Below are 25786 nucleotides of genomic sequence, written 5' to 3'. Positions count from 1 at the left end.
CCTCCGGTCGCCCGGCTCCGTCGACGTCCCCCGCGCCGGCCAGCCTGGTCCGCCTCCCGGCCCCGGGCAACCGCCCCGGCCCGGCGGGCACGCGGCGGTGACGCGGCGGTGACGCGCCCTGCAGATGATCGGACGGGCGCATCGGGTCGACGTCCGGGAGGCGAGATGGCGCGGTCGGGCTGGCGAGACGAGGACAACGGGTCCTTCGCGCCCGTGCGGTCCGAGCTGTACGAGACCGGGCCGGGCTTCGAGCCGGCCGAGGCCGGGACGGCGGAGTCGACGGACGGGCGCCACCGGCGGCGGGAGCCGTCCGAGGTCCCCGACGCGATGCGCAGACCGCTGGCCGAGCGCATCCGCGAGCAGGACGGGGGCTGACCGTGGCGGACGTGCGGTTCACCAACTCCCACGGCAGCAGGGTGTTCGTCGCCTACATGCGCCTGGACCACGACTGCGGCTTCTGCGGTGACCCGTGGGACGTTCGCGGGTGGGTCGTCCTGGACCCGGGCGAGACCGAGACGCGGCCGAACGACACGGGCAACCGGTGGTTCTACTACTACGCCGAGGGCGAGGACGGCTCGGTGTGGTCGGGGTCCTTCCCCGCGGAGGTCCGGCAGGCGCGGTTCGACAAGTGCGCGTGCCTCGGCGTCCTGCAGGGCGGCGTCAACCCGTACCACCAGGTCGGCATGCGGCAGCTGGACCTCGGCCGGTTCGGGGGCGTCACCTTCACCTGACCCCGACCGGGTCACCGCAGGGACGCGTCCAGCGCGCGCAGCAGTTCGCCGACCCGCCCGCCGCCGGCCGGGGCGGGCGGGTAGCGGCGCAGCACGTCGACCACGACGGGACCGGCGAGGTGCCGCGCCCGCGCGACGTGGTCAGCACCGTCGGCGGGGTCGTCCCCCGCGGCGAGCTCGAACGCCCGCGCGGTGTGCGCGGCCGCCCCCAGGACGTGCCGGACCTGGGTGGCCTTCGCCAGCGGGTGCAGGAACGCCGCACCGGCGGCGTCCAGCGCCGCCCGCGCGGCGGCGTCCGCCGCGGCCAGCCCCGCGTCGCGGGCCTCCCGCGCCGCCCGCTGCGCGTCCCACGCGCGGTCCCGGAGCGCCGTCGTCCGCTCCGCCCCGTCGGCGAACGCCTGCGCGGCGTCGACGGCGGCCCGCGGGCGCGGGTCGCCGGGGCGGTCGCGCTCGAAGACCGCCAGCGCCGGCCGCGCGCAGGCCGCCGCGAAGGCGGCGACCGCGCGCAGCTCGGCCCGGCTCAGCTCGATCGTCGCCGGGTCGCCCGTCACCGGACCCGGCCGCTCAGCCGACGGGCGCGGTGCCGCCGCGCAGCAGCGCGAGGACCGGGCCGTACAGGCGGGACTTGATCGTGCCGAGGACGGGGCCGGCCTTGCCGGCGTGCGCGGCGGCGACCTCGACGGCGGCCGAGCGGACGGCGTCCTCGGCGACGGCGGCGTCGACGATGCCCGCGGCCAGCGCGTCGGAGCCGCCGTAGCGGCGTCCGGTGGTCATCGTCACGTGCGCCACCTGCGGCGTCAGCCGGGCCTGGATCAGCGCGGACATGCCGGGGCTGAACGGCAGGTCGATGTCGATCTCCGGCAGGCACCAGAAGCCGCGGTCGGCCCGCATGACCCGCTGGTCGTGCGCCAGGGCGAGCATCGCGCCGGCGGCGAACGCGTGGCCCTGCACCGCGGCGACCGAGAAGACGGGGGAGCACAGCAGGCGGGCGAACAGCCGCTCGACGGTGCCGAGGTAGGCGTCGCGCTGGTCGGCGTGGTCGAGCAGCCAGGCCAGGTCCAGGCCGTTGGAGAAGAACTTGCCCGTGGCCGCGGTGACCAGCGCGCGCGGCCCGTCGGCGCGTTCGACCTCCTCCAGGGCGGCGTCCACGGCGGCGAGCCAGTCGGGGGAGAAGCGGTTCTCCCCGTCGCCGAGGTCGAGCACGAAGACGTCGTCGTGGCGGTCGAGCGTGGGCACGGGGGCTCCTCGGGTCGGTGGGGGTCAGGAGGGCAGGCCGCAGTCGACGACGGCGGCGACGGCGGCGGCGAGCTGGGCGCGGGTGTGCGGCCGCACCCGCCCGGCGCGGATCTCGGGCAGCAGCAGCGCGGTGGGCAGGCGGACGACGCAGACGGTGACGACGCCGACCGCGGCGCCGTCGTCGCGGCCCCACACCGTGCGGGCGAGCAGCTGCAGGGTGTCGAGCAGGGCGGTGTCGAGCGCCCGCAGGCCGTCGGCGACCTCAGGGGCGACGGCGTCGGTGAGCAGCTCGTCGCGCTGCAGGCGGAACAGCAGCTGCGCGGCCCGCAGCTCCCGCGCGGCCAGCCGGGCCGGGGTGTCGGCGGCGGCCTGCACCGCCCGCCGGCCGTCCCGGCCGGCCTCCGCCACGGCGACCCGCTGCAGGTCGAGGAACTGCCGCGCGCGGCGCAGCCAGGCGGCGCCGGCGACGGTCTCCAGGGAGCCGAAGGCGTGGTAGATGCTGCCGTTCGAGGCCCCGGACCGGGCCGCCAGCGCCCGGACGGTCAGCTGCGCCCGGCCCTGCTCCACCAGCAGCTCCTCGGCGGCGTCGAGCACCGCACCGGGCGCGTGCACGCGGGGCCGGGGCACCGGCGGCTCCTCGGGGTCAGGTGGAGAGGGGTTGCCACAGCTTAGTGGAGCGTCTGCTCCACAAGCGTCCGGCTCGGTCGGCACCGTCCCGCCGAGGCGGTGACGACCAACCGGAGGGCCGGTCCACGACCGACCCGCCGGTCCGCGGCCGGAGGCAGGTGGCTGAATCGAGACATGCAACTGACCGTGTTCAGTCGGTAACGAAGAGATAACGAGACGTGGCGTCCCCTCACCGGCGGGTGTGCTCTCCGTCACGATCCGATCACGGAGGAGCACGCCGGAGGTCCCGGGAGTGCTCGCCTCCGCGGAGGAGCGTCATGCCCGGTCCGGTGTCCCGACGACAGGTGCTCCTCGCGGCCCTCGGCACGGGAGCGGCCGCGGTCGCGCTCCCGCGGACGGCGGCCGCCGCGCCGCCCAGCGTCCCCGGCCCCGGAGGGGTGACCGTGGCGGGACACCTCGCCGACGAGGCGTTGAGCTGGGTGCAGACCACCTACGACCTGGTGCTCGCCGAGAACCTCAGCCCTCCGGCCGCGGCCCGCGTCTACGCCCACACGGCGATCGCCATGTACGAGGCCGCCGTCCGGGGGATGCCGGCTCACCGGTCCCTGGGTGGTCAGCTCCGGGACCTGCCGGTCCCCGCGCCGCGCCCCCTGGCCGCGCTCGTCGACTGGCCGGTCGCCGTGGTGACGTCGGCCGCGGCCGTGCTCCGTCAGGTGCTGCCCTTCGCCGGCGCCGGCACCCGGGAGCGGCTGGACGCGGCCGAGGCCGGCGCGCTGCTGCGGCGCCGCGCCGCAGGGGTGTCCGAGCGGGCGCTCGAGGCCTCCACCGCGCACGGGAGGGCGGTCGCGGGGCACCTGGCGTCGTGGATCGCGGCCGACGGGCACGCCGGGACCCTCGGCCGGCTCTACACACCTCCCGCCACCGAGCCGTGGCACTGGGTCTCGACGCCGCCCAACTTCCGGCCGGCCGTCGAGCCGTACTGGTCCGAGGTGCGCCCCATGGTCCTCGCGAGCGCCGACGAGGTGGAGCCCGAGCCGCCCCTGCCCTTCTCCACCGAGCCGGGATCGGCGTTCCACGCCCAGGCGACGGCGGTCCACCGTCAGTCGGCCGCCAACACCGACGAGCACCGGGCGATCGCCCGGTTCTGGACCGACAACCCCGGCTCGTTCACCCCGCCTGCCGGCACGCCGACCGGTCTGCCGTCCGGCCACTGGATGCTCATCGCCGCCCAGGCGCTGGCCCTCCGCGGCGCACGGCTCGACCTCGCCCTCGACACGCTCGCGACGACCGGCATCGCCCTGCACGAGGCGTTCCTCAACTGCTGGACGTGGAAGTACCGGTACCGGCTGCTGCGACCGGTCAGCTACGTGAACCGTCACATCGACCCGGGCTGGACGACGTACGTCAACAGCCCGCAGTTCCCCGAGCACACGTCGGGGCACAGCGTCGCGTCCCCGGCCGCTGCCGCCGTGCTCACCGACCGGCTGGGTGTCTTCCCCTTCACGGACCGGTCGCACGACGCCCGTGGTCACGCGCCGCGCACCTTCGCGTCCTTCGCCGACGCCGCCCGCGAGGCCGCGGACTCGCGGCTCTACGGCGGCATCCACTTCCCGCACGCCATCGAGGCCGGCCTCGTCCAGGGTGCGCAGGTCGGCGCCCTGGTCCTGCAGCGGATCCGAACCCGCCGCTGAGGCCCGTCGTCCCGATCCGGGGCGCCCGCCGGGCGTCCCGCCCTCCGCACGGCCCACCCGTGCGCTACCGAGAGAAGGTCTGCGTGTCCGCCTCCACCCTGCGCCGTCTGGGGACGGTCGCCGTCTCCACGGCGGCCCTCGCCGTCGTCGTCGCCCCGTCGCCCGCGCTGGCCGGTGACCTCTTCTTCTCCAAGAGCTCGGGCACCATGGCCTCCGTCACGTGGCTCGAGGTCGGGGAGCTCCCGCCGGCCGCCGGGGCTCCGGGCAACGCCCACTTCGGCGACCTCTACGTCGAGGACCTCGGCAACGGCCGGGCCTCGGTGTTCGGCAGCGTGTCCGACGTCGAGTGCGACGCAGGTGCGACGCCCTACCTGCCCGGTGGGGGGCACGGCGAGCCGGCGCCCGAGGACGGTCCCTGCCGGCTCCTCGGCGTCCGCTTCGTGGAGGGCGGTCAGGTCACCTTCACCGTCGACAAGAAGTTCACGACCGCGACCCTCACCGGCACGCTCGCGGTGGGCAGCGGGCACGGGGACACCCCGACCAGCGCACCGCCGGTGTCGATCACCTGGACGGGTGTGGGCGACGTGTTCAGCGAGCGGCAGAGCGGCACGTTCGTCGACGAGTACGGGACCTCGACCTACCGGTACGACTTCACCGGCCGGGAGGCCGCCGTGACGGCGGGCAGCCGGATCGGGCCGATGGTCTTCGACGACGAGCCCGGCGAGTCCTCCGAGTCGCTGCTCGGCAAGTACCGCTCGTCGAGCCGCCAGCGCTCCTGACCCGCGGTCCCGCCGGGCCGCCTCCGGGCGGCCCGGCGGCCAGGGCAGCCTCGCGGCACGGCCGGCTCAGCGTCCCGGCCGGACCCCGGCCAGGAAGCGCTCGACGACGGTCGTCCACCACGCGCGGGCGGCGTCGTTCGCCTCCAGGGTGGGCAGCCCGACCTGGGTCGCCACCAGCGACGCCGTCCCGTCCTTCTTCGGCTCGCTGGTGACCACCACCGACGAGCCGTCGGCGGCCCGGATCCGCCAGGTGGTGCGCCGGTCGGTGCCGCTCACCCGCACCTCGCCGCCGGCGACGACCTGCTGCACGGCCGCGTCGCCGTCGGCGAAGGTCCGCCACCGCTCCATCAGCTCGGTCATCCCGAGCGGCGTCGACCGGCTCACGCTGGTCTGGAACGTGCCGTCGGACCGCTGGCCCGGGATCCGCCGGCCGATGTGCTGCTCGTAGGCGACGGTCACCGACTGGGTCCACCAGCCGCGCTGCTCGACGGTGTCGCCCAGCTCGTCGTAGACCCGCAGCGCGATCTGCCGGTGGTCGAGGTCCGGCGCGCCGATGGCGTCCATGAAGCGGAGCCACTCGTCCCAGGACCGCTTCGTGGCCCGCTCGACCGGTCCGATGCGGGGGTTCGTCGCCATGCCCGGACCGTAGCGAGGGGAGCCGCCGCCGGGCCGTCCGCGGGCACGATGGCGGGCATGCCCCGGCTGCTCGTCGTCCACCACACGCCCTCGCCCAACCTGCAGGCGGTGCTGGAGGCGGTGCGCGAGGGCGCGGCGATGGTCGAGGAGGTGGAGCTCGAGGTGCGCCCGGCGCTGTCGGCCGGGCCGGCCGACGTGCTCGCCGCCGACGGCGTGCTGCTCGGCACCCCGGCCAACATCGGCTACATGAGCGGGGCGCTCAAGCACTTCTTCGACACCGTCTACTACCCCTGCCTCGACGCCACGGTCGGCCTGCCCTACGGCGTCTACGTGCACGGCGGCGACGACACCGCCGGGGCGCTGCGGGCCATCGGCACGATCACCGGGGCGCTGCGGTGGAAGCAGGTCGCCGCGCCGCTGTCGCTCACCGGACCGCCCACCAAGGACGACCTGGAGGCCGCCCGGGAACTCGCCGCCACCGTCGCGGTGAGCCTGTAGCCGCCGGCGGTCCTAGCCTGCGGGGGGTGAGCACCCGACTGGTCGTCATCGGCGGCGACGCCGCCGGAGGCAGCGCGGCGTCCCAGGCCAAGAAGCGGCGTCCCGACCTCGACGTCGTCCTGTTCGAGCGCGGCCGCGCCACCTCCTACTCCGCCTGCGGCATCCCGTACTGGATCTCCGGCGCCGTCGAGCGCGAGGCCGACCTGGTCGCGCGCACCCCCGAGCAGCACCGCGCCAACGGCCTCGACGTCCGGATGCGCACCGAGGTCGTCGGCATCGACACCGACAAGGGGGTCGTGCACTGGCACGACCTCGACGCCGGCACCGAGGGCACCGAGCCCTACGACGAGCTGGTGTACGCCACCGGCAGCGTGCCGATGCGCCCGCCGGTCGAGGGCATCGACGCGCAGGGCGTCTACGGCGTCCAGGTGCTCGACGACGGCGTCGCGCTGCGGGCGGAGCTCGACAGCGGCCGGGTGCGCCGGGTGGTCGTCGTCGGCGGTGGCTACATCGGCCTGGAGATCGCCGAGGCGTGCAAGGAGCGCGGCCTCGACGTCACCGTCGTCGACCGCTCGGCCACCCCGGTGGGCACCTTCGACCCCGACGTCGGGCGGTTCATCGCCGACGCCGTCCGGGAGGAGGGCGTCGACCTGGTGCTCTCCGACGGCGTCGCGGCGATCGACGTCGGGCCCGACGGGCGGGCCCGCGCGGTGGTGACCGCCAGCGGCCGGGAGCTGCCCGCCGACCTCGTCGTCCTCGGCCTGGGCGTGCGGCCCAACGTGCGGCTGGCCCGGGAGGCGGGCATCCCGCTGGGCACCTCCGGCGGCATCGCCGTCGACGCGCGGATGCGCACCGAGGTGCCCGGCGTGTGGGCTGCCGGCGACTGCGTGGAGTCGGTGCACCGGCTCTCCGGGCAGCGGATCGTCGTCGCGCTGGGCACCCACGCCAACAAGCAGGGCCGGGTGGCCGGCATCAACATCGGCGGCGGGTACGCCACCTTCCCCGGCGTCATCGGGACGGCGATCACCCGCACCTGCTCCATCGAGGCCGCGCGCACCGGGCTGGCCGAGCACGAGGCGGAGGCGGCCGGCTACGAGTTCGTGACCGCCGCCGTCGACTCCACCACCAAGGCCGGCTACTTCCCGGGTGCCAAGCCCATCCGGGTCAAGATGACCGCCGAGCGGCGCACCGGGCGGCTGCTCGGCGCCCAGATCGTCGGCAAGGAGGCCGCCGGCAAGCGGATCGACGCCCTCGCCATCTGCATCTGGAACGAGATGACCGTCGACGAGGTCCTCTCCCTGGACCTGTCCTACGCGCCGCCGTTCGCCCCGGTCTGGGACCCGGTGCTCATCGCCGCCCGCAAGGCGTCCGAGGCGGTGGAGGCCGACCTGCGCGCCTGCTGACCGGGGGCGTCACCGGCCGGCGGGCCGCGGGTACGCGCCGTGTCGGGAACGCCCGGGCGGGTTCGGGTCCCTTGACGGCCGGTGCCCCGCGGCGGACCGTCCCCGTCCCGGGCGGGCTCCCGGCCCGCCCCCGTCCCGGGGAGGGACGCCATGGCCCATCTCGTGCCGGAGTTCGACTACCACGCCGACGTCGAGCCCCACCCGGTCGGGCCCGGGCCCTACGGGAACCGCATGGAGGGCACCATCACCGCCGGGGAGATCTCCGGGGAGCGCCTGGAGGCCTCGGTCGTCGGCGGGGGCGCGGACTGGATGCTGGTCGGTCCCGACGGGTTCGCCCGGCTCGACGTGCGCACCACCGTGCGGACGGTGGACGGCGCGCACGTCTACGTCCAGTACGGGGGGATCTGGGAGTTGACCCCGGCCGTGCTCGCGCTCATGCAGGGTGGGGACACCCCCACCGAGTTCGGCGAGGGCTACTTCATCACCACCCCGCGGCTGGAGACCGGCGACGAGCGCTACGCGTGGGTGAACCAGACGGTGTTCGTGGCGGAGGGCCGCCTGGTGCCCGGGCCCCGGGTGGAGTACCGGGTCTACCGGGTCGCCCCGGGGGACGCGGCGCCCTAGGCGAGGACGGTGGCCATCCGCTCGACGATCGCGGCGAGCACCGGCTCGGGCGTGGCCAGGTCCATCCGCACCGCGCCCCGGCCGGCGGCCCCGCACCGGGCGCCGTCGACGACGGCCACGCCGGCCCGCTCGAGCAGCAGGTCGCCGGGCGCGTCGACGGGGAAGCCCTCCAGCCAGGCGAGGTAGGTGCCCTCGGGCGGGCGGTACCGGATCCCGGGCAGCGAGGCCGCGACGAGGTCGGCGAGCAGCCGGCGGTGCCGGTCGAGGACGGCGAGGAACTCGTCGAGCCAGGCGACGCCGTCGCGGTAGGCGGCGGCGTTGGCCACCGCGCCGAGGGTCGAGGCGCCGTGCTCGACCGGGTGGCCGACCTCCGCCCACAGCCGCGCGTCGGCGTCGTTGCTCACCACCAGCTGCGCGCACTTGAGGCCGGCGAGGTCCCACGCCTTCGACGCGCTGGTGGCCGTGATCGCGTGCCCGGCCGGCACCTCGCCGAGCGAGGCGTAGGGCACGTGCCGGTGGCCGGGGAAGACCAGCGGGGCGTGCACCTCGTCGGCGAACACTCGACCGCCGTGCCGGTCGACGACCTCGGCGACGGCGAGCATCTCGGCGGGCTCGAGCACCCGGCCGATCGGGTTGTGCGGGTTGCACAGCACCAGCAGGTGCCCGCCGGCGCGGAAGGCGGCGTCGAGCGCGTCGAGGTCGTAGACGTAGCGGTCGCCGTCGCGGGCCATCGGCACCTCGAGCACCTCCCGGCCCAGCGCCGGCGGCACCTCGAGGAAGGGCATGTACGCCGGCGTGGGCAGCACCACCGGCGAGCCCGGCCGGGACAGGTGGGTGATGGCCGCGGCCAGCCCGGCCAGCACGTCGGGCAGCGGCCGCACCCGCTCCGGCGGCACGTCCCAGCCGTAGCGGTCGCGGGCGAACCCGGCGAAGGCGGCGGCGACGTCGTCGGCGAGCCAGTCGGGCAGGTAGCCGAACAGCCCCCGGGCGACCGCGTCCTGCAGCGCGGCGGTGACCGCGGGCGCGGTGCCGAGGTCGGACTCGGCCACCCACGCGCCGAGCGCCTCGGGGTGCCGGGTCCACTTGAGGCTCCCGCGCCGCCGCAGGCCCGCCACCACGGCCCCCAGCCGGTCGTCGGCGTCGCTCGTCACGGTGGCGATCCTGCCCGGGGGACGCCCGGGCGGCGCGCGGGCTGGGAGGGTGCACCCCGTGGACCTGCTGGTGGTGGCCAACCGCAACGCCGGGAGCGCCGACGAGGAGCGCCTCACGAGCGTGCTGGAGGTGCTGCGCGCCGGTGCCGCCGTCGAGGTCGCGGCGACCGCCGACGCGGCCGACCTCGACCGGGTCGTCGCCGCCCGCGCGGGCCGCCGGCTGGTGGTGGCCGGCGGCGACGGGTCGGTGCACGCGGTCGTGGCGGCCCTCGACCGCGCCGGGGCGCTCGACCCCGCCGAGCCGCTGGGGGTCGTGCCGCTGGGCACCGGCAACGACCTCGCCGGCGCCCTCGGGCTGCCCGACGACCCGGCCGACGCCGCGCGGTGCGTCCTCGACGGCGACCCGCGCCGCCTGGACCTGCTGCGCGACGACGCCGGCGGCGTGGTGGTCAACGCCGTGCACGCCGGCATCGGGGTGCGGGCCGCGGACGAGGCCGCCGGGCTCAAGGAGCGCTTCGGCGCGCTGGCCTACCCGATCGGCGCCGCGGTCGCCGGGCTCGCCGGGGCCGAGCAGCGGCTGCGGGTCACCGTCGACGGCGCCGTCGTCACCGCCCCCGCCGGCTGGGCGGCCGACGGCGGCACGCCGCTGCTCATGGTCGGCGTCTGCAACGGCCCCACCATCGGCGGCGGGACGGCGCTGGCGCCCGGGGCCGACCCCGGCGACGGCCTGGCCGACGTCGTGGTCAGCGCGGCCACCGGTCCGGCAGCCCGCGCCGCCTACGCGCTGGCCCTCACCACCGGGCGGCACGTCGACCGCGACGACGTCGTCCGCGCCCGCGGCCGGGAGGTGGCCGTGTCGGGGGAGCCGGTGGCCCTCGACGCCGACGGCGACCTGCTGCCGCCGGTGCCGGCGCGCACCTGGCGGCTGGCCGCCGGCGCCTGGTCGGTGGTGCTGCCGCGGGCGGGGTCAGGCCGCCGGTGACCAGCCCAGCAGCGGGCCCAGGCGGGTGGCGACGTCGGTGAGGATCTGCTCGTAGTCGGCCTCGGCGAAGCTGAACGGCAGCGCGAAGACCACCTCGGTGACCTCGCGGAACCCCTCGTGGGCGTACAGCGCCTCGGCGATCTGCTCGCTGGTGCCCAGCAGGTCGGGGGCGAACAGCAGCCGCGCCGGGCCCTGCGGGACGGCGGTGCGGGGCGTGCGGGCCTCGACGTAGGCGGCGTAGCGCTCGCGCTGCCCGGGTGTGGCGCCGTCGGTGGGGATGACGACGAGGCCCTGGGACACCCGGCCGGTGCCGCCGGCGTCCCGGTAGGCGCGGATCTGCCCGGCCTGGATCGCGGCGAAGTCGGTGCGGTCGTCCTCGGCGCGCACCACGCTGCTGGTCAGCAGGTTCGTGCCCGCCTGGCCGGCCCACCGCGCCGAGCGGGTGCTGCCCCCGCCGTACCACATCCGGCCGCGCAGGCCGGGGGAGTGCGGCTGCACCCGGTCCGACCACTCCTCGACGACGCCCTCGCGCCCGGAGAAGGTGGCGGCCGGCTCGCCCGCGACGAAGCGCAGCAGCCGCTCGACGCGGGTGTGGGTGAAGTCCTCGGCGTCGGCGGTGTCGGGGTAGAGCGCGCCCTTGACGTCGTCCCAGTGCATGGGCGGCCCGACGCTCACGCCGGGGTTGAGCCGCCCGCCGGAGAGCACGTCGACGGTGGCGAGGTCCTCGGCCAGGCGCAGCGGGTTCTCCCACGCCAGCGGGGTGACGGCCGTCCCGAGGGCGATCCGCGACGTCCGCTGGGTCAGCGCCGCCAGGACGGCGACCGGGGAGGAGATGCCGTACTGCAGGTGCCGGTGGCGCAGCCAGGCGCTGTCGAGGCCGAGCCGCTCGCCGAGCTCGACCACCCGCAGCGTGGCCTCGTGGCCGGCGCGGGGGTCGGCGGGGTCGAAGGAGCCGATGGTGAGGAAGCCGAGGTGCTCGAGGGGGGTGCCGGGGGCGGGCATGACGACGATCCTGCCCGCCCCCGGCGTCCGGTTCAGTACCCGACGGGCTTGGCGGGAGTGCCCACCCAGTCGGTGAAGAAGCCGTCGAGCTGCTGCCCGCTGACCTCCTCGGCCAGGGCGACGAAGTCGGCCGTGGTCACCGTGCTGTCGGCGTTCTCGGTCGCCCACCGCTCCAGCAGCACGAAGAACGCCTCGTCGCCGATCTCGTTCCGCAGGGCGTGCAGCGTGGCCGCGCCGCGGTCGTACACCGCAGCGGCGAACAGGCCGGTGGGCCCGGGGTCGCTGACGACGAGCGACCAGAACTCGTCGTCGGCCGGGGTGGCGTACACGGCCTCGTACAGCTCCTGCGCCGTCTCCCGTCCCCGCTCCTCCGACCACAGCCACTCGGCGTAGGTGGCGAAGCCCTCGTTGAGCCAGATGTCGGCCCACCGCTCGGGGCTGACGCTGTCGCCGAGCCACTGGTGGGCCAGCTCGTGCGCCACGGTGCCCTCGGAGGCCTGCCGCGAGTACACCGGCCGCGTCTGGGTCTCCAGCGCGTAGCCGACGGTGTCGTCGTCGACGATGGCCCCGAAGGACGTGAACGGGTAGGGCCCGAACAGGTCGTCGAAGTAGTCGATCATCGCCGGCTGCAGCGCGAGGCTCGCCTCGGTGGTCGCCCGCCGGGTCGGGGTCAGCCCGGTCTCGACGTAGTTCAGGATCGGCAGCCCGTCCGGGCCCACCTGGGTGCTGACGGTGTAGTCGCCGATCGACGCCGTCGCCAGGTAGCTGGCCATCGGGTCGGTGGCGCGCCAGGTGAACGTGGTGCGGCCGTCCACGGTCACCGGCTGACCCACCGGCTCGCCGTTGGCGATCGCCGTCTTGCCCTGGGGCACGGTGATCCGGAAGTCGTAGGTGGCCTTGTCCGACGGGACGTCGTTGACCGGGAACCAGGTCGGTGCGCCGTCGGGCTGGTTGGCGACCAGGACGCCGTCGGCGAAGGTCACCCAGCCGTAGAGCGAGCCCTCGAGGTCGGTGGGCCGCCCCGGGAAGCCGGAGTAGACGACGGTGACCTCGTGCGTGGTGCCGGCCTTGAGCTTGGGCGCGGCCTGCACGACCAGCTCGCCGCCGAGGCCGTCCTCGCCCGGGGGCAGCTGCGAGTAGCGGGCGGGCTTGCCGTCGACCAGCACCGAGGACACCGTCAGCCGGCGCAGGTCGAGGGAGAAGCTCGCGAGGTCGGCGGTGGCGGTCAGTGTGATCACGGCGGTGCCGTCGAGCCGGCTCTCGGCGGGCGTCGCCCCGGGGTACCAGGACAGGCCGAGGTGGTAGTGCTGCACGTCGTAGCCGCCGTTGCCCGCGGCCGGGAAGTACGGGTCGCCCCCGGAGGTGCTGCCGTCGGTGTAGCGGGGTGTGCCCGGCGCGCCGGGGGCGGCGGCGGCCGGGCCTGCTGCGGCGACGAGGGCGGCTGCCGCGACGAGCACGGCGGTGGTGCGGGCTGTCCGGGGTGTGCGCACGGATCTCCTCCTCCGCCGGCCCACCGTGGGCCGGCCCGGTCACCGTAGGGCCAGGTCACGGATCCGTCACGGGCCGGTTCCGCGCACCACCGCCGGCCGGGACATGGCCCCGGTGTGACCCCCGCCACTACCGTCGTCCGGTCCCCGACCCCCGCCCGAGGAGGAACCGTGACGACGACGTCCGACCCGACGACCGGCACCACCACCCCCCAGCCCGGCCGGCTGGGGGACCCGGCCGCCGAGTACCGCACCGACGACCGCGCCGACCGCGGGCTGCGGGAGGCCCTCGCCCGGTACGGCCTCGACGCCCCCGCCGCGCCGCCTCCGCTCCCGCGGAACGCCCCGCTGGAGGACCGGCTGGCCTTCGTCCGCGGCGCCCACGACGCCTTCGAGCAGCTCTACGCCGCGGTCGCGGCGGAGGAGACCCACCGCGACGACGTCACCCGCACCACCGTCACCGCCCCGGGCCGCGAGGGCACCGCGATCCCGCTGTACGTCTTCCGGCCGGCCGGCAGCGAGGGGCGGCGGCTGCCCGGGCTGGTCTACCTGCACGGCGGCGGCATGACCATCCTCGACTGCGCCAACCGCCTGCACACCCGCTGGTGCGAGGACCTCGCCGCCACCGGGCTGGCCGTCGTCGCCGTCGACTTCCGCAACGCCGTGACCACCGACGGCCACGCCCCCTTCCCGGCCGGCCTGCACGACTGCGCCGACGCGCTCACCTGGCTGCACGCCCACCGCGACGAGATCGGCGCCACCTCGCTGGTGCTGCAGGGGGAGTCCGGCGGGGCGAACCTGTGCCTGGCCTCGGCCCTGCTGGCGAAGCGGGAGGGCCGGCTGGACACCGTCGCCGGGGTCTACGCGATGGTCCCCTACATCTCCGGCGGCTACGGCTGGGACGACGACGCCAAGCGCGCCGAGCTGCCCTCGCTGGTCGAGAACGAGGGCTGGTTCCTCAACACGCTGATGATGGACCTCCTCGTGTCGGCCTACGACCCCGCCGACGAGCACCGCCGCGACCCGCTGGCCTGGCCGTACTTCGCCACCGTCGAGGACCTGACCGGGATGCCGCCGCACGTGGTCACGGTGAACGAGCTCGACCCGCTGCGGGACGAGGGCATCGCCTACTACCGCCGGCTGCAGGCGGCCGGCGTGCGCGCGACCGGGCGGGTGAACCTGGGGCTCACGCACGGCGGCGAGCTGATCTTCAAGACCGCCGTCGGGGACGTCTACGACGCCACGATCGCCGACATCTCCCGGTTCGCCCGGAGCCTGGCCCCGGCCGGGTGAGCCCGGCCCCGGCCGGGTGAGCCGCCCGGCCGTCAGCGGGGGAGGCGGCCCAGCAGGTGGAACTCCGGGTTGGGCGGGATCGCGGCGAAGTGGGCCAGCCGGTTGGACAGCGCGAAGAAGGACGTGATCGCGCCGACGTCCCACACGTCGTCCTCGGACAGGCCGGCGGCGCGCAGCCGGTCGAGGTCGGTGGCGGTGACCGCGGCCGGGTCGGTCGCCAGCCGGACGGCGACGTCGAGCACGGTGTGCATGCGCTCGTCGAGGGGTGCCTTGCGCCAGTCGACGGCGACGAGGTCGGCCAGCAGCGGGTCGCGGGTGCGGATGCGCGCGATCGCCCCGTGCGCGACGACGCAGTAGGCGCAGTCGTTGGCCGCGCTGGTGGCCACCACGATCAGCTCCCGCTCGCCGGTGGACAGGCCGGGCGTGTCCTTGTCCATGAGCGCGTCGTGCATGGTGAAGAAGGCGCGCGCCTCCTCCGGACGCCAGGCCAGCGCGGCGAAGACGTGCGGCAGGAAGCCCGAGCGCTCCTGCACGTCGGCGTAGCGCTCGGCGAGGTCGGCCGGCAGGCCGGCGGGGTCGGCGAGGGGGAAGCGGCTGATCGGGGTCTGCTCGGCGGTCACCCGGCCAGCCTGCCGCGTTCAGCCGTCGACGACGACCCGGTCCCGGCCGGCCCGCTTGGCGCGGTAGAGGCGGGCGTCGGCGAGGCCGAGCAGCTGCGCCGGCGTCCGGTCGGTCACCTCGGCGGTGCCGGCCGCGCCGACGCTGACCGTCACCGGCAGCCCGCGGGTCAGCCCGTCCCACGGGTGCGCGGAGACGGCGCGGCGCACCGTCTCGAGGTGGGCGGCCGCGGCGCCGGCGTCGACGTCGGGGAGGACGAGGAGGAACTCCTCGCCGCCCAGCCGCGCCGCGAACGAGCCCGGGCCGCCGGGGGCGCCGGTCTCCTGCAGCAGCGTGGCCACCGCGCGCAGCACCTCGTCGCCGACGGCGTGCGAGCAGGTGTCGTTGACCCGCTTGAAGTGGTCGAGGTCGAGCAGCGCCACCCACAGCCGGCCGGCGCCGTCGGCGAGCATCCGGGGGAGCTCCTCGTCGACGTAGCGGCGGTTGTAGAGGCCGGTGAGCGGGTCGCGCAGCGACAGCTCGCGCCAGCGGCGGCTCTGCCGGCGCGCCTCGGTGGTCTCGTACACCGCCTGCAGCGCGCGGGCGCGGGCCTCGCGCTGCGCCGACTGCAGCTCCACCAGTTCGGCGACGTAGCGCTTGTGCTCCTCGAACGCCGCCCGGTGGTCGCCCCGCGCGGCGTGCAGCTCGGCCTGCTCGGCGCGGGCCCGCACCCGGATCGAGGTCAGGCCGTGCAGGTCGCAGCGCCGGACGCACTCGGCCAGGGTGTCCTGCGCGCGCTCGACCTCGCCGCGGCGGCGCTGCACCTCGGCCAGCGTGAGCAGGAAGTCCGCGCCGGCGTCGCCGTCGGAGGAGGTGTCGAGCACCTCGGGCGCGAGGCCGAGCCGCAGCGCCGCCTCCGCCTCGACCAGCCGGTCGGCCCCCATCAGCGCGCGGGCGACGGTGTCGAGGTCACCGACGTCGAGCGGGCGGCCGTGCGCCCGCGCGAGCTGCTGCAGCCGGTCGCTGTACTCGAGCGCGTCGTCGAACCGGCCGGCCAGCGTGTCGGTGTAGGCGCGGTTGTTGAGGATGCGCAGCTGCCGGTCGACGTCGCCGAGCTCCTCGGCCAGCCGCAGCACGGCGGTGTAGCGCTCGGGCGCCGCGGGGTCGCGGGCCAGGCCGAGGACGTCGGCCAGCCGCACCAGGTGGTCGATGCGCAGCGCCGGCAGGGCGGTCTCGTCGAGCAGGTCGACCGAGGAGACGGCGTGCTCCAGGGCGCCGGCCAGGTCGCCGACCTCCTGGAGGACGGCGGTGAGCACGAAGGAGCTGCGGGCCAGCAGGTACCGGTCGCGGGTCTCGCTGGCCCAGCGGTGCACCTCCGAGGCGGTCCGGCCGGCCTCGGCGACGGCGCCCCGGCGGCGCTGCAGGTCGGCGCGGACCAGCCGGGCGCGCTGCTCGAGATCCGGGCGGCCGAGGGCGCGGGCGGCCTCGGCGGCGGCCTCGGCGCGCTCCGGCGCGGACCCGGCGGCGAAGCGGGACAGGGTCTCCAGCTCGTCGAGGGTCGCCCGCAGCGCGGTGAGCGCACCCGTGGTGGGCTCCGCGTCGCCTCCGGGGGCGGCGTCCTGCTCGACGGCGAGACCGGTCACGGCCGTCCCATCGGCCGTGCCCTCGGTGCCCGTGAGCCCAGCCGGGCCGGCGCCACTCCTCCGGGTGAGCACCGCCTCAGCCCCCCGCCAGCAGCGCGCGCACCGCGTCGACCGTGTCGGCGTCGGCGGGGCTGCGGTCGGGGCGGTAGCGCAGCACCCGCGCGAAGCGCAGCGCGACACCGCCGGGGTAGCGGGTGCTGCGCTGGGCGCCGTCGAGGGCGACCTCGACCACCACCTCCGGCCGCAGCTCCAGCCCCCACGGGTGCTCGGCGCGCGCGTGCCCGGGGAAGGTGCGGGTCTGCCAGTCGAGCAGCTCGTCGGTCATGCCCTTGAACGTCTTGCCGACCATGAGCGGGGCACCGCCGTCGGGGTCGCGGGCGCCGAGGTGGATGTTCGACAGCTTCCCGCTGCGGCGGCCGTACCCCCACTCCACGCCGAGGACGACGAGGTCGAGGGTGTGCACCGGCTTGACCTTCTGCCAGGCGCGGCCGCGCCGGCCGGCGGCGTAGGGCGCGTCGAGGGCCTTGACCACCACGCCCTCGTGACCGGCGGCCAGCGCGCCGTCGAGGACCTCGGCGGCCTGCTCGGCGCTGGGCCGGCGGACCCCGGGCATCCGCAGCGGCGCGGCCTCCTCCGCGCCCAGCAGCCGGTCGAGGACCTCCAGGCGGGTGGCGAGTGGCTCGTCGAGCAGGTCGCGGCCGTCGAGGTGCAGCACGTCGAAGAAGAACGGCGAGAGCAGGACGCCGGCGTCGGCCTCGTCGCTGCCGAAGCGGCTCATCGTGTCCTGGAACGCACGCGGGCGGCCGTCGTCGTCGAGGGCGAGGGTCTCCCCGTCGAGGACGGCGGTGCGGCAGGGCAGCGCGCGCACCGTCTCGACCAGCTCGGGGACCCCGTCGGTGACCTCCCGCAGCGTGCGCGTCCACACCCGCACGACGTCGCCGTCGCGGTGCACCTGGACGCGGGCGCCGTCGAGCTTGTGCTCCACGGTGACCTCCCCGCCCAGGTCGCCGAGGGCCGCCTCGAGCGAGGAGCCGGGGCTGGCCAGCATCGGCCGCACCGGGCGGCCCACCCGCAGGCCGACGGCGGCCAGCGCCGGCTCCCCGCCGGTCAGCGCGGTGGCGGCGGTCTCGTCGAGCCGGCCGGTGAGCATCGCCGCGCGGCGCACCGCGGCCGGCGGCACCCGCGCCGCGGCGGCCACGGCGTCGAGCAGGACGCCCTCGAGCGCGCCCTGGCGCAGCTCGCCGCCCAGCAGCCGGACGAGGAAGCGCTGCTCCCCGGCGGTGGCCGCCGCCAGCACCTCCCCGAGCAGTGCCTCCCGGCGGGCGGTGGAGCCGGGACCGGTGGTGGCCGCGAGCGCGGTGAGCGCGGCGTCGACCGCCGCGACGGTCAGCGACGGCGCGGGCGCGGGGTCGGGCAGCGCCCGGGACAGCGTGCGCCAGCCGACGCCGACCCGCCCCTGCGGCAGCTCGCCGGCCAGCCACGCGGCCACCGGCCCCACCTCGCCCGGCCCGGCGGCGCGCAGCGCGGCCGCGATCGCGGCGGCCTTCGCCGTGCGGGCGCGGGTGGCCGCCACCTCGGCGGAGGCGGCCACGACGTCGGCGAGCAGCACGCGGACATGCTGACAGCCGGGTACGACACCGGGCAGCCACCGCGCCGTGCCGGCCGCCCCTCCGGGGGAGGCCGGACCCCGGCGCGGCCGGCGTCAGCCGGAGGTCCCCCCGCTCCCGGACCCGGCGTCGTCCGGGTGCCCGGTGAAGGCCGCCCGGGCGTCGGCCCGGGCCGCCTCGGCGGCGTGGCCCTCGGTGTCGGAGCGGGGGACGGAGGTCGGCCGCAGCGAGCGGACGAGCTCGTCGACGTTGGCGAAGTCGACCCCCGGCGGCACCGTGCGCAGGGTGCGCAGCACCTGGTCGGGCGCGCCGTGCCGCTGGGCGGCGTCGAGCAGCGCGTCCTTGTCGGCGGGGTAGTCGACCTCGCCCAGGTGCGCGAGCACGTCCTGCACGGGAACGGTGTCGGCCACGGGATCTCCTCGGGACTCGGGACGGGACTCGGGGCGGGGCTACCCGCCGCCGGGACCGGTACGCACCGTCAGCGCGACGCCGTCGGCCAGCCGGTAGGGGCCGGTGGCGACCAGGTCGCCGACGACGCGGCGCAGCCGCGACACCTCGGCGCGCGCGGCGACGACGTGCCCGTCGTCGCCGTAGAGGCCGCGTCCCAGGGCGGCGGCGTCGAGCCCCCGCCGCCCGGCGCCGGCGACGAGCGCGAGCACCTGCCCCTGCCGCCGGGTGAGCGCGGCCGACCAGGAGTCCTCGCCGCCGGAGACCCGCAGCACCGGCGCGGCGGTCAGGTCGAGCTCGGCGGTGACCGGCGCGCGCGACTCCGGCGGGCGCAGCAGCCAGCCCTCGCCCAGTCGCTCGGGGGTGCACAGCCCCAGCCCGGGCACCGCCACCGGCCGCCCGGCGCGCGGGACGGCCACCCGCGGGCCGGCGGCGATGCCCGACCGCGCGGCGACCCAGCCGTCGTCGTCGACCACCAGCAGCGGGCCCCGCACCGTCCCCAGCACCGGCTCGGCGCTGCGCCGCAGCCGGTCGAGGTGCTGCTCGTGCCGCCGCCACAGCCCGGACTCGGCCAGCCGCACCGAGGTCTCCACCAGCGCGCCGATGGCCGGGTGGAGGGTGAGCGCCGGGCCGCTGACGTCGACGACGCCGAGCAGCTCCCCGGTGACCGGCGAGTGCACCGGCGCGGCCGAGCAGTACCAGGGGTGCTGGGCGGACTCGAAGTGCTCGGCGGAGAACAGCTGCACCGGCGCGGCCTCGGCCAGGGCCGTGCCGATCGCGTTGGTGCCCACCGCCGACTCGGTCCAGGTGGCGCCCTCGGCGAAGCCGAGCCGGTCGGCGTGCCGCCGGGTGGCCACCGCGCCCTCCCGCCACAGCACGACGCCGTCGGCGTCGGTGACGACGACGAGGCCCTGCGAGGCGTCGGCGACGCCGACCAGCACCCGGCGCAGCTCGTCGACGACCAGCGCCAGGCCCGAGCCGTGGCGGCGCGCCTCGACCGCGTCGGCGGGCAGCGGGTCGCGGCGGCGCGGGCGGTCGGGGTCCATGCCCAGGCCCAGCACGCGCGACCAGGACCGCTCGACCACCCCGCGCGGCCGCACCGGCGGGCGCCCGCCGGCGAGGACGGCGTCGTGCACGCGGGAGAGCACCCGGGCGTGCGTGGACAGGTCGGTACCGGGCGCGACCGCCGACCACGGGGGCACCGGCGCCTCCTCGGGCGTGCAATCCGCTGCAACGCTCCCGCTCCGGCCCGCGGGGCGCTGTGCTGGACATCACACCACGTCCTGACCACGAGGAGGTCCCTCCGTGACGCAGACGCTCGACGCACCCCCGGAGAGCCCCGCACGGCGCGCGGCCGACTGGTTCGCGGCGCTCGAGGACGCCCTGCGCGCCCGCGACGTCGAGCGCGCCGCCGGCCTGTTCGCCTCCACGAGCTACTGGCGCGACCTGGTCGCCTTCAGCTGGAACATCACCACCGTCGAGCACCGCGCGGGCGTGGCCGACCTGCTCACCGCCACGCTGGACCGCACCGACCCGTCGGGCTTCACCGTCACCGAGGAGCCGGAGGAGGCCGACGGCGTCACCACCGCCTGGTTCACCTTCGAGACGGCGGTCGGCCGCGGCAAGGGCCTCGTGCGTCTCGTCGAGGAGGACGGGCAGCCGCGGGCGTGGACGTTCCTCACCACCCTGTACGAGCTCAAGGGGCACGAGGAGCCGCGGGGCCCGGGCCGGCCGATGGGCGCCGAGCACGGCGTGAACCGGCAGCGGCAGACGTGGTCCGAGCGCCGGGAGCGGGAGGCCACCGAGCTCGGCCGCACCACCCAGCCGTACGTGCTCGTCGTCGGCGGCGGGCAGGGCGGCATCGCGCTGGGCGCCCGGCTGCGCCAGCTCGACGTGCCCGCGCTCGTCGTCGACCGGCACGCCCGTCCCGGTGACCAGTGGCGCAGCCGCTACAAGTCCCTCTGCCTGCACGACCCCGTCTGGTACGACCACCTGCCCTACCTGCCGTTCCCGGACAACTGGCCGGTGTTCTCGCCCAAGGACAAGATCGCCGACTGGCTCGAGTCCTACGTGAAGGTCATGGAGATCCCGTACTGGGGCAGCACCGAGGTGCGCCGCGCCGAGTACGACGAGGCGGCCGGCGAGTGGACCGTCGAGGTGGTGCGCGACGGCGAGGAGCTCACGCTGCGCCCGAAGCAGCTGGTGCTGGCCACCGGGATGAGCGGCAAGCCGAACGTGCCGGTGCTGCCCGGGCAGGACGTGTTCCGCGGCGAGCAGCACCACTCCTCGGCCCACCCCGGCCCCGACGAGTACGCCGGCAGGAAGGTCGTCGTCGTCGGCAGCAACAACTCCGCCTTCGACATCTGCGGCGCGCTGTGGGAGCACGGCGCCGACGTGACGATGGTGCAGCGCTCGTCGACGCACATCGTGAAGAGCGACAGCCTCATGGAGATCGGCCTCGGCGCGCTCTACAGCGAGCAGGCGGTGGCCGGCGGCATGACCACCGAGAAGGCCGACCTCACCTTCGCCTCGCTGCCCTACCGGATCCTGCACGAGTTCCAGATCCCGGCCTACGAGCAGATGAAGGAGCGCGACGCCGACTTCTACGACCGGCTGGAGAAGGCCGGGTTCTGGCTGGACTGGGGCGACGACGGGTCGGGCCTGTTCATGAAGTACCTGCGCCGCGGGTCGGGCTACTACATCGACGTCGGTGCCGCCGACCTGGTGGCCAACGGCGACGTGAAGCTGGTGCACGGGCAGGTCGACCACCTGACCGAGGACGCCGTGGTGCTCGACGACGGCACCGAGCTGCCGGCCGACGTCGTCGTCTACGCCACCGGCTACGGCTCGATGAACGGCTGGGCCGCCGACCTCATCTCCCCGGAGGTCGCCGACAAGGTGGGGAAGGTGTGGGGCCTGGGCTCGGACACCACGAAGGACCCCGGCCCGTGGGAGGGCGAGCAGCGCAACATGTGGAAGCCCACCCGGCAGGAGGGGCTGTGGTTCCACGGCGGCAACCTGCACCAGTCGCGGCACTACTCGCTCTACCTGGCGCTGCAGCTCAAGGCCCGGCAGGCCGGCATCCCGACGCCGGTGTACGGCCTGGCGGAGGTGCACCACCTGCGCTGAGCCGCCGAACCGCTGAGCCAGTGACGCACTGAGCCACTGAGCCGCCGAGCCGCCCGGCGCCGGGGAGTCCGGTCTCCCCGGCGCCGGTGCGTGTCCGGCGCTAGGGTCGGCGCGGTCACCACCGGGCAGGCCGCGGGAGCCGCATGAACCTCGAGAAGGTCGTCTTCGGGTTCTTCGTGCTGCTCGCCGCCACGCTGAACTTCGGCTTCTTCCTCGGGGACATCTCCGACCCCGCACTGCACAACGTCTACGAGCTGTTCGCCGCGCTGGTGGTCAGCCTCATCGCCACGGTGCTGAAGTTCGGCGACCGCACGCAGATCGGCGCGGTCCACCTGGCCACCAGCCTCGTCGCCGACCTGCAGCTGGTCGCGGCCACCATCACCTGGGCCTGGGCGGTGCACGTCTCCGCCGAGGGCCTCACCGACGTGACGACGGCGAGCATGGTCTCGCTCTCCGGAGGGGCGCTGCTGGCCAACGTGGTCTCGGTGGTGCTGCTCGTCGTCGAGACCGTGTCCTTCCAGCGCCACTGACCGCCGTGGAGTCCGCCCCGCCACCCCCGGTCACCACCCGCGGCCGGCGCCGGCGCCGGCGGGCCCCGGTGGTGCCGCGCGCGGAGGGGTCGGCGACGGTGTTCGTCGTCCTCCGGCGGATGCGCGCGCCGCTGATCACGCTCATCGTCATCTTCTTCGTCAGCGTGCTCGGGCTCTCGCTGATCCCGGGCGTCGACCCGGAGGGCCGGCCGGCCCGCCTCAGCCTGTTCGACGCCTTCTACGTCATGAGCTACACGGCGACGACGATCGGCTTCGGCGAGATCCCGTACGCGTTCAGCTACGGGCAGCGGCTGTGGGTGACCGGGACCATCTACCTGACCGTCGTCGGCTGGGCCTACGCGATCGGGTCCCTGCTGGCGCTGCTGCAGGACCGCGCGTTCCGCCAGGCGCTGGCCCTGCGGCACGTGTCCCGCAAGGTCAGCGCCCTGCGCGAGCCGTTCCTGCTGATCTGCGGCTTCGGGCAGGCCGGCGAGACGCTCGCGCGCTCCCTCGACGCCCTGGGCCGCCGGTTCGCCGTCGTCGACTGCTCGGAGAACCGGATCGACGCCCTCGAGATCGCCGGCCACCGCGCCGACGTCCCCGGGGTGGTCGGTGACGCCCGCGACCCGCACGTGCTCGGGGTGGCCGGGCTGGGCCACCCCTACTGCGAGGGCGTGCTGGCCGTCACCGGCGACGACGAGGCCAACCTCGCGGTCACGATGGCCGCGGCGCTGCTGCGACCGGAGCTCCCGGTGGTGGCCCGCACGACGTCGGCGACGGTGGCCGAGCGGATGTCCGGCTTCGGGTCCCCGACGATCATCAACCCCTTCGACCGGTTCGGCGACCACCTGCGGCTGGCGCTGCGCACCCCGGCCTCCTACCAGCTCATGACCTGGCTGGAGAGCGGCCCGGGCGCCGAGCTGCCGCCCCGCGGGAAGGCGCCCGCTCCGGGCCGGTGGGTGGTCTGCGGCTACGGCCGGTTCGGCCGGCACTTCGCCACCGACCTGCGCGCGGAGGGCCTGGAGGTGACCACGGTCGACCCCTCGCCGGAGGAGGAGCCGACCATCGTCGGGGACTCCGCGGACCCCGAGATCATCCGGCGGACCGACCCCGCCTCGGCGGTCGGCCTGGTCGCCGCCACCGACAACGACACGACGAACCTCTCCCTGGTGGCCGAGGCGCGGCGGCTCAACCCCGACCTGTTCGTCGCCGCCCGCCAGAACCAGCCCGCCGACGCCGCCCTGTTCGCCGCGATGGACGTCGACGCGCTGCTGGTGCCCACCGAGGTGGTCGCGCACGACGCCTACGCCCGGCTCAGCACGCCGCTGTTGTGGCGGTTCCTGCGCGAGCTGCCCGGGCAGACCGACGAGTGGTCGGCCGGCCTCATCGAGCGGCTCCTCGGCGCGTGCGGCGCCCACCTCGAGGCGCTGTGGAAGGTGCGGCTCACGCCGGAGGAGGCGCCGGCGCTGCACCCCCACCTGGCCGGCGGGCGGTTCCGGCTGTGCGACCTGCTGCGCGACCCCGCCGACCGCGACGAGACGCTGCTGGCCGTGCCGCTGATGGCGCTGCGCGGGGACCAGGCGCTGCTCGCGCCCGACGGCGGCCTGGTGCTCGAGCCCGGCGACGAGCTCCTCTTCGCCGGCCGGGCCGCGGTGCACCGGGAGGTGGAGGCCACGATGTTCCTCGACGGCGTCGCCGACTACCTGGTCACCGGCCAGCGGGTGCCGTCGAGCTGGATCTGGCGGAAGCTGAGCCGGTCGAGGCCCGTGCCGGACGCGACCGCCGCGCCCTGACCGGCCCCGACGGGGGGAGCCACATGGCCGGCGTCCGGACCCTCTTCGGCGGCCGCGGCGGCGACCCCGTCCGGCCGCCGCGGCTGCGCACCGACGACCACCGCTCCGCCTCGCGGCTGGAGCTGTTCTTCGACCTGGCGTTCGTCCTCGTCGTGGCCGAGCTGGCGATCGCGCTGCGCGAGGACGTCACCCCGCACGGGTTCCTCGTCTTCGCGGGGTTGTTCGCCACGGTCTGGTGGTCGTGGGTGAGCTCGACGCTCTACGCCAACCGCTTCGACCACGACGACGTCGTCTACCGGCTGTACAAGCTCGCCAGCATGGCCGCCGTCGTGGGGCTGGCGGCGTCGGCGTCGGAGGCGACGGGGGAGCGGTTCACCGCGTTCGTGCTCTGCCACGTGGCGCTGCGGGTGCTGCTGCTCCTGCAGTACCGCCGGGCGCACGTGCACGTGCCCGAGGCGCGTCCGATCACCCGGCTGTACCTGCTCGGCGCCGGCGCCGGCGCGACGCTGTGGGCGGTGTCGCTGGCGGTGCCGCGGCCGGCCGCCTACGCGCTGTGGGCCGCCGCGGTCCTGGCCGAGGCGCTCGTGCCGCTGCTGGCCACGCGGTCCTCGGCCGACGTGCCGCTGCACGTCGAGCACCTGCCCGAGCGGTTCGCGCTGTTCGTCATCCTCGTGCTCGGCGAGCCGGTGGCCGCCGTCGCGCACGGCCTCTACGACGCGAAGTGGTCGGGGGCCGCGCTGCCGGTGGCCGTCCTGGGGTTCGTGCTCGCGGCGGCGCTGTGGTGGAGCTACTTCGACCTCGCCGGCGCGCGGGCGAAGAAGCTGCTGGGGGAGGCCGGGGAGTCCAACGGCGCCCACTCCCACGACGTCTACGTCTTCGGGCACCTGCCGCTGACGCTGGCGCTGGCGTCGGTGGGCGCCGGCCTGGAGCTCGCCGTGGTGGAGGCCGCGGCCGGGGAGGTGCCGGCCGGGACCCGGCTGCTGGTGGCCGGCGGGGTGGCGGTCTACCTGGTGGCGGCGAGCGTCACGGCGTCGGCGATGACGGGGCAGGCCGGGCACGGGTGGTGGTGGCCGCTGCTGGCCGCGGTGGTGGCCGCGCTGGACGCACTGCTGGAGCTGCCGGCCTGGGTGGTGATCGGCGCCCTGGCGCTGCTGGTGTCGCTGGTGGTCGTCGGGGGCCTGGTGCAGCGCTCGTCGGGTCGGCTGGAGACCGAGGAGGTCTGACCGCCGGGGTCCGAGCGCCGCGTGCCGCAGGGACCTCCGACCCTGCCCCCGTCCGGCGGTGCGGCGTGCACTGGACCCCGGTGGCCGCGAGGACCGGTCGAGCGGGACGGCGCCCGGGCGGCGGGCGGGCACCGGCAGGAGGACGGCCATGGCCACACCCACCACCCCCACACCCGGCGACGACCGGCGGCCGGAGATGTCGCCGGACGAGAAGCTGATCGCCCAGTGGGAGGCGCAGCACGACGTCGCCGCCCGCGGGCACCGCGGCGACCCGCTCGGGCTGCAACGCTCGCTCACCCGCGAGCGCCTGGCCGACTGCGCCCGCCGGGGTGCCACGGCGTCGGGCGCGGGATCGAGGGGCGCCGCGGCCGCACCCCGGCCGGCCCCCGACGACGCGGCGGGCACGGGTGAGGGCATGGGTAAGGGCATGGGGGAGGACGACGTGTGCGTCGCGCCGTGGGCGGCCGCGAAGGCCGGCGAGCCCGCCGAGGAGCCCGCGCCGTCCCGCCGCCACCCGTGGCGGCGGTTCCGGCACCACGCCTCGGAGCACTGACCCCGGGCCGGTTCCCCGGCGCCACTGGGGAACCGCTCTGTCGCCATGTCGACCCGGCGACTGGTCGACGCGGCGACTGGTCGAGGTGTCCGCACGTCGACCAGTCGCCGAGTCGAGTCGTCGG

At 76.2% G+C, this 25786-nt stretch carries 26 protein-coding genes; 14 read left to right on the top strand and 12 right to left on the bottom strand.

All coding sequences use genetic code 11. The features are described 5' to 3' along the window. Positions 1 to 165: 165 nt before the first annotated feature. Both ACI8AD_RS01535 and ACI8AD_RS01530 read left to right on the top strand, forming a co-directional pair. Positions 166 to 375 (top strand): hypothetical protein, encoded by a 210-nt coding sequence (locus ACI8AD_RS01535; protein ID WP_456868795.1) that lies wholly within the window; start codon positions 166 to 168, stop codon positions 373 to 375. A gap of 2 nt (positions 376 to 377) precedes the next feature. Further along, positions 378 to 731 (top strand): hypothetical protein, encoded by a 354-nt coding sequence (locus ACI8AD_RS01530; RefSeq protein WP_456868794.1) that lies wholly within the window; start codon positions 378 to 380, stop codon positions 729 to 731. 11 nt (positions 732 to 742) lie between these two features. On the opposite strand, the gene ACI8AD_RS01525 is transcribed toward ACI8AD_RS01530, so the two are convergent. Genes ACI8AD_RS01525 through ACI8AD_RS01515 form a run of 3 tightly spaced genes read right to left on the bottom strand, consistent with a single transcriptional unit; the run spans position 743 to position 2594 of the window. Continuing rightward, entirely contained in the window at positions 743 to 1282 is a 540-nt protein-coding gene (locus ACI8AD_RS01525; RefSeq protein WP_456868793.1) for a putative immunity protein, read from the bottom strand. Positions 1283 to 1295: 13 nt separating this feature from the next. Further along, the gene (locus ACI8AD_RS01520; protein WP_456868792.1) at positions 1296 to 1967 is read right to left on the bottom strand and encodes an enoyl-CoA hydratase-related protein; all 672 of its coding nucleotides are present in this window, start codon (positions 1965 to 1967) and stop codon (positions 1296 to 1298) included. 24 nt (positions 1968 to 1991) lie between these two features. Continuing rightward, a complete protein-coding gene (locus ACI8AD_RS01515; protein WP_456868791.1) occupies positions 1992 to 2594 on the bottom strand; it encodes a TetR/AcrR family transcriptional regulator in 603 nt (200 codons plus the stop codon). A 317-nt stretch (positions 2595 to 2911) separates the two neighbouring features. Here ACI8AD_RS01515 and ACI8AD_RS01510 point away from each other — a divergent pair, with 317 nt between their 5' ends. Together ACI8AD_RS01510 and ACI8AD_RS01505 are read left to right on the top strand one after the other, a co-directional pair. Beyond that, positions 2912 to 4285, top strand: a complete 1374-nt coding sequence (locus ACI8AD_RS01510) for a vanadium-dependent haloperoxidase (RefSeq protein WP_456868790.1) — start codon at positions 2912 to 2914, stop codon at positions 4283 to 4285. An 83-nt stretch (positions 4286 to 4368) separates the two neighbouring features. After that, positions 4369 to 5064 carry a hypothetical protein gene (locus ACI8AD_RS01505; protein WP_456868789.1) on the top strand — a complete coding sequence of 232 codons (696 nt, stop codon included), beginning with the start codon at positions 4369 to 4371 and terminating at the stop codon, positions 5062 to 5064. Positions 5065 to 5130: 66 nt separating this feature from the next. Here the strand turns inward: ACI8AD_RS01505 and ACI8AD_RS01500 are convergent, their stop codons facing one another. Beyond that, entirely contained in the window at positions 5131 to 5700 is a 570-nt protein-coding gene (locus tag ACI8AD_RS01500; RefSeq protein ID WP_456868788.1) for a hypothetical protein, read from the bottom strand. A 57-nt stretch (positions 5701 to 5757) separates the two neighbouring features. Between ACI8AD_RS01500 and ACI8AD_RS01495 the strand changes: the two genes are divergently transcribed. The 3 genes from ACI8AD_RS01495 (at position 5758) to ACI8AD_RS01485 (ending at position 8225) form a co-directional block, all read left to right on the top strand. After that, entirely contained in the window at positions 5758 to 6198 is a 441-nt protein-coding gene (locus ACI8AD_RS01495; RefSeq protein WP_456868787.1) for a flavodoxin family protein, read from the top strand. Positions 6199 to 6224: 26 nt separating this feature from the next. Then, positions 6225 to 7601 carry an FAD-dependent oxidoreductase gene (locus tag ACI8AD_RS01490; protein ID WP_456868786.1) on the top strand — a complete coding sequence of 459 codons (1377 nt, stop codon included), beginning with the start codon at positions 6225 to 6227 and terminating at the stop codon, positions 7599 to 7601. Positions 7602 to 7751: 150 nt separating this feature from the next. Next, positions 7752 to 8225: a DUF3237 domain-containing protein gene (locus tag ACI8AD_RS01485; RefSeq protein ID WP_456868785.1), complete on the top strand. Its 474-nt coding sequence runs from the start codon at positions 7752 to 7754 to the stop codon at positions 8223 to 8225. Here the strand turns inward: ACI8AD_RS01485 and ACI8AD_RS01480 are convergent. After that, the gene (locus ACI8AD_RS01480) at positions 8222 to 9376 is read right to left on the bottom strand and encodes a MalY/PatB family protein (RefSeq protein WP_456868784.1); all 1155 of its coding nucleotides are present in this window, start codon (positions 9374 to 9376) and stop codon (positions 8222 to 8224) included. The genes ACI8AD_RS01485 and ACI8AD_RS01480 overlap by 4 nt on opposite strands. A 58-nt stretch (positions 9377 to 9434) precedes the next feature. Here ACI8AD_RS01480 and ACI8AD_RS01475 point away from each other — a divergent pair, with 58 nt between their 5' ends. Next, positions 9435 to 10358, top strand: a complete 924-nt coding sequence (locus ACI8AD_RS01475) for a diacylglycerol/lipid kinase family protein (protein WP_456868783.1) — start codon at positions 9435 to 9437, stop codon at positions 10356 to 10358. Here ACI8AD_RS01475 and ACI8AD_RS01470 read toward each other — a convergent pair. Beyond that, complete coding sequence (locus tag ACI8AD_RS01470) at positions 10344 to 11360, bottom strand: LLM class flavin-dependent oxidoreductase (protein ID WP_456868782.1); 1017 nt, start codon at positions 11358 to 11360, stop codon at positions 10344 to 10346. The genes ACI8AD_RS01475 and ACI8AD_RS01470 overlap by 15 nt on opposite strands. 32 nt (positions 11361 to 11392) lie before the next feature. Then, entirely contained in the window at positions 11393 to 12850 is a 1458-nt protein-coding gene (locus ACI8AD_RS01465) for a M1 family metallopeptidase (RefSeq protein ID WP_456868781.1), read from the bottom strand. A 168-nt stretch (positions 12851 to 13018) separates the two neighbouring features. Between ACI8AD_RS01465 and ACI8AD_RS01460 the strand changes: the two genes are divergently transcribed. Continuing rightward, positions 13019 to 14140, top strand: a complete 1122-nt coding sequence (locus ACI8AD_RS01460) for an alpha/beta hydrolase fold domain-containing protein (protein ID WP_456868780.1) — start codon at positions 13019 to 13021, stop codon at positions 14138 to 14140. Between the two features lie 32 nt (positions 14141 to 14172). On the opposite strand, the gene ACI8AD_RS01455 is transcribed toward ACI8AD_RS01460, so the two are convergent. The 5 genes from ACI8AD_RS01455 to ACI8AD_RS01435 form a co-directional block, all read right to left on the bottom strand. After that, positions 14173 to 14760, bottom strand: a complete 588-nt coding sequence (locus ACI8AD_RS01455; RefSeq protein WP_456868779.1) for a peroxidase-related enzyme — start codon at positions 14758 to 14760, stop codon at positions 14173 to 14175. Positions 14761 to 14778: 18 nt separating this feature from the next. Continuing rightward, the gene (locus ACI8AD_RS01450) at positions 14779 to 16380 is read right to left on the bottom strand and encodes a diguanylate cyclase (RefSeq protein ID WP_456868778.1); all 1602 of its coding nucleotides are present in this window, start codon (positions 16378 to 16380) and stop codon (positions 14779 to 14781) included. Between the two features lie 76 nt (positions 16381 to 16456). Next, entirely contained in the window at positions 16457 to 17989 is a 1533-nt protein-coding gene (locus ACI8AD_RS01445) for an ATP-dependent DNA ligase (RefSeq protein ID WP_456868777.1), read from the bottom strand. Positions 17990 to 18082: 93 nt separating this feature from the next. After that, entirely contained in the window at positions 18083 to 18397 is a 315-nt protein-coding gene (locus ACI8AD_RS01440; RefSeq protein WP_456868776.1) for a DUF2795 domain-containing protein, read from the bottom strand. A gap of 39 nt (positions 18398 to 18436) precedes the next feature. Beyond that, a complete protein-coding gene (locus ACI8AD_RS01435) occupies positions 18437 to 19636 on the bottom strand; it encodes a transcriptional regulator (protein WP_456868775.1) in 1200 nt (399 codons plus the stop codon). Positions 19637 to 19739: 103 nt separating this feature from the next. Here ACI8AD_RS01435 and ACI8AD_RS01430 point away from each other — a divergent pair, with 103 nt between their 5' ends. The 5 genes from ACI8AD_RS01430 to ACI8AD_RS01410 all read left to right on the top strand — a co-directional run bounded on the left by ACI8AD_RS01430 (position 19740) and on the right by ACI8AD_RS01410 (position 25662). Then, the gene (locus tag ACI8AD_RS01430; RefSeq protein WP_456868774.1) at positions 19740 to 21563 is read left to right on the top strand and encodes a flavin-containing monooxygenase; all 1824 of its coding nucleotides are present in this window, start codon (positions 19740 to 19742) and stop codon (positions 21561 to 21563) included. Positions 21564 to 21706: 143 nt separating this feature from the next. Beyond that, positions 21707 to 22093, top strand: a complete 387-nt coding sequence (locus tag ACI8AD_RS01425; RefSeq protein WP_089403525.1) for a DUF6394 family protein — start codon at positions 21707 to 21709, stop codon at positions 22091 to 22093. A 5-nt stretch (positions 22094 to 22098) separates the two neighbouring features. Further along, a complete protein-coding gene (locus ACI8AD_RS01420; protein WP_456868773.1) occupies positions 22099 to 23886 on the top strand; it encodes a potassium channel family protein in 1788 nt (595 codons plus the stop codon). A 23-nt stretch (positions 23887 to 23909) separates the two neighbouring features. Then, positions 23910 to 25109, top strand: coding sequence for a low temperature requirement protein A (locus tag ACI8AD_RS01415; protein ID WP_456868772.1), 1200 nt, complete (start codon positions 23910 to 23912; stop codon positions 25107 to 25109). Between the two features lie 148 nt (positions 25110 to 25257). After that, positions 25258 to 25662, top strand: a complete 405-nt coding sequence (locus ACI8AD_RS01410; protein ID WP_456868771.1) for a hypothetical protein — start codon at positions 25258 to 25260, stop codon at positions 25660 to 25662. Positions 25663 to 25786: the final 124 nt, after the last annotated feature.

This window comes from Geodermatophilus sp. SYSU D00766 (assembly GCF_054049915.1).
This window is presented reverse-complemented; position numbering and strand designations above follow the sequence as displayed.

Coding starts and splice junctions, on each gene's coding strand:
- ACI8AD_RS01535 (WP_456868795.1), top strand. CDS start 166: ATGGCGCGGTCGGGCTGGCGAGACGAGGACAACGGGTCCTTCGCGCCC.
- ACI8AD_RS01510 (WP_456868790.1), top strand. CDS start 2,912: ATGCCCGGTCCGGTGTCCCGACGACAGGTGCTCCTCGCGGCCCTCGGC.
- ACI8AD_RS01500 (WP_456868788.1), bottom strand. CDS start 5,700: ATGGCGACGAACCCCCGCATCGGACCGGTCGAGCGGGCCACGAAGCGG.
- ACI8AD_RS01495 (WP_456868787.1), top strand. CDS start 5,758: ATGCCCCGGCTGCTCGTCGTCCACCACACGCCCTCGCCCAACCTGCAG.
- ACI8AD_RS01485 (WP_456868785.1), top strand. CDS start 7,752: ATGGCCCATCTCGTGCCGGAGTTCGACTACCACGCCGACGTCGAGCCC.
- ACI8AD_RS01470 (WP_456868782.1), bottom strand. CDS start 11,360: ATGCCCGCCCCCGGCACCCCCCTCGAGCACCTCGGCTTCCTCACCATC.
- ACI8AD_RS01425 (WP_089403525.1), top strand. CDS start 21,707: ATGAACCTCGAGAAGGTCGTCTTCGGGTTCTTCGTGCTGCTCGCCGCC.
- ACI8AD_RS01415 (WP_456868772.1), top strand. CDS start 23,910: ATGGCCGGCGTCCGGACCCTCTTCGGCGGCCGCGGCGGCGACCCCGTC.
- ACI8AD_RS01410 (WP_456868771.1), top strand. CDS start 25,258: ATGGCCACACCCACCACCCCCACACCCGGCGACGACCGGCGGCCGGAG.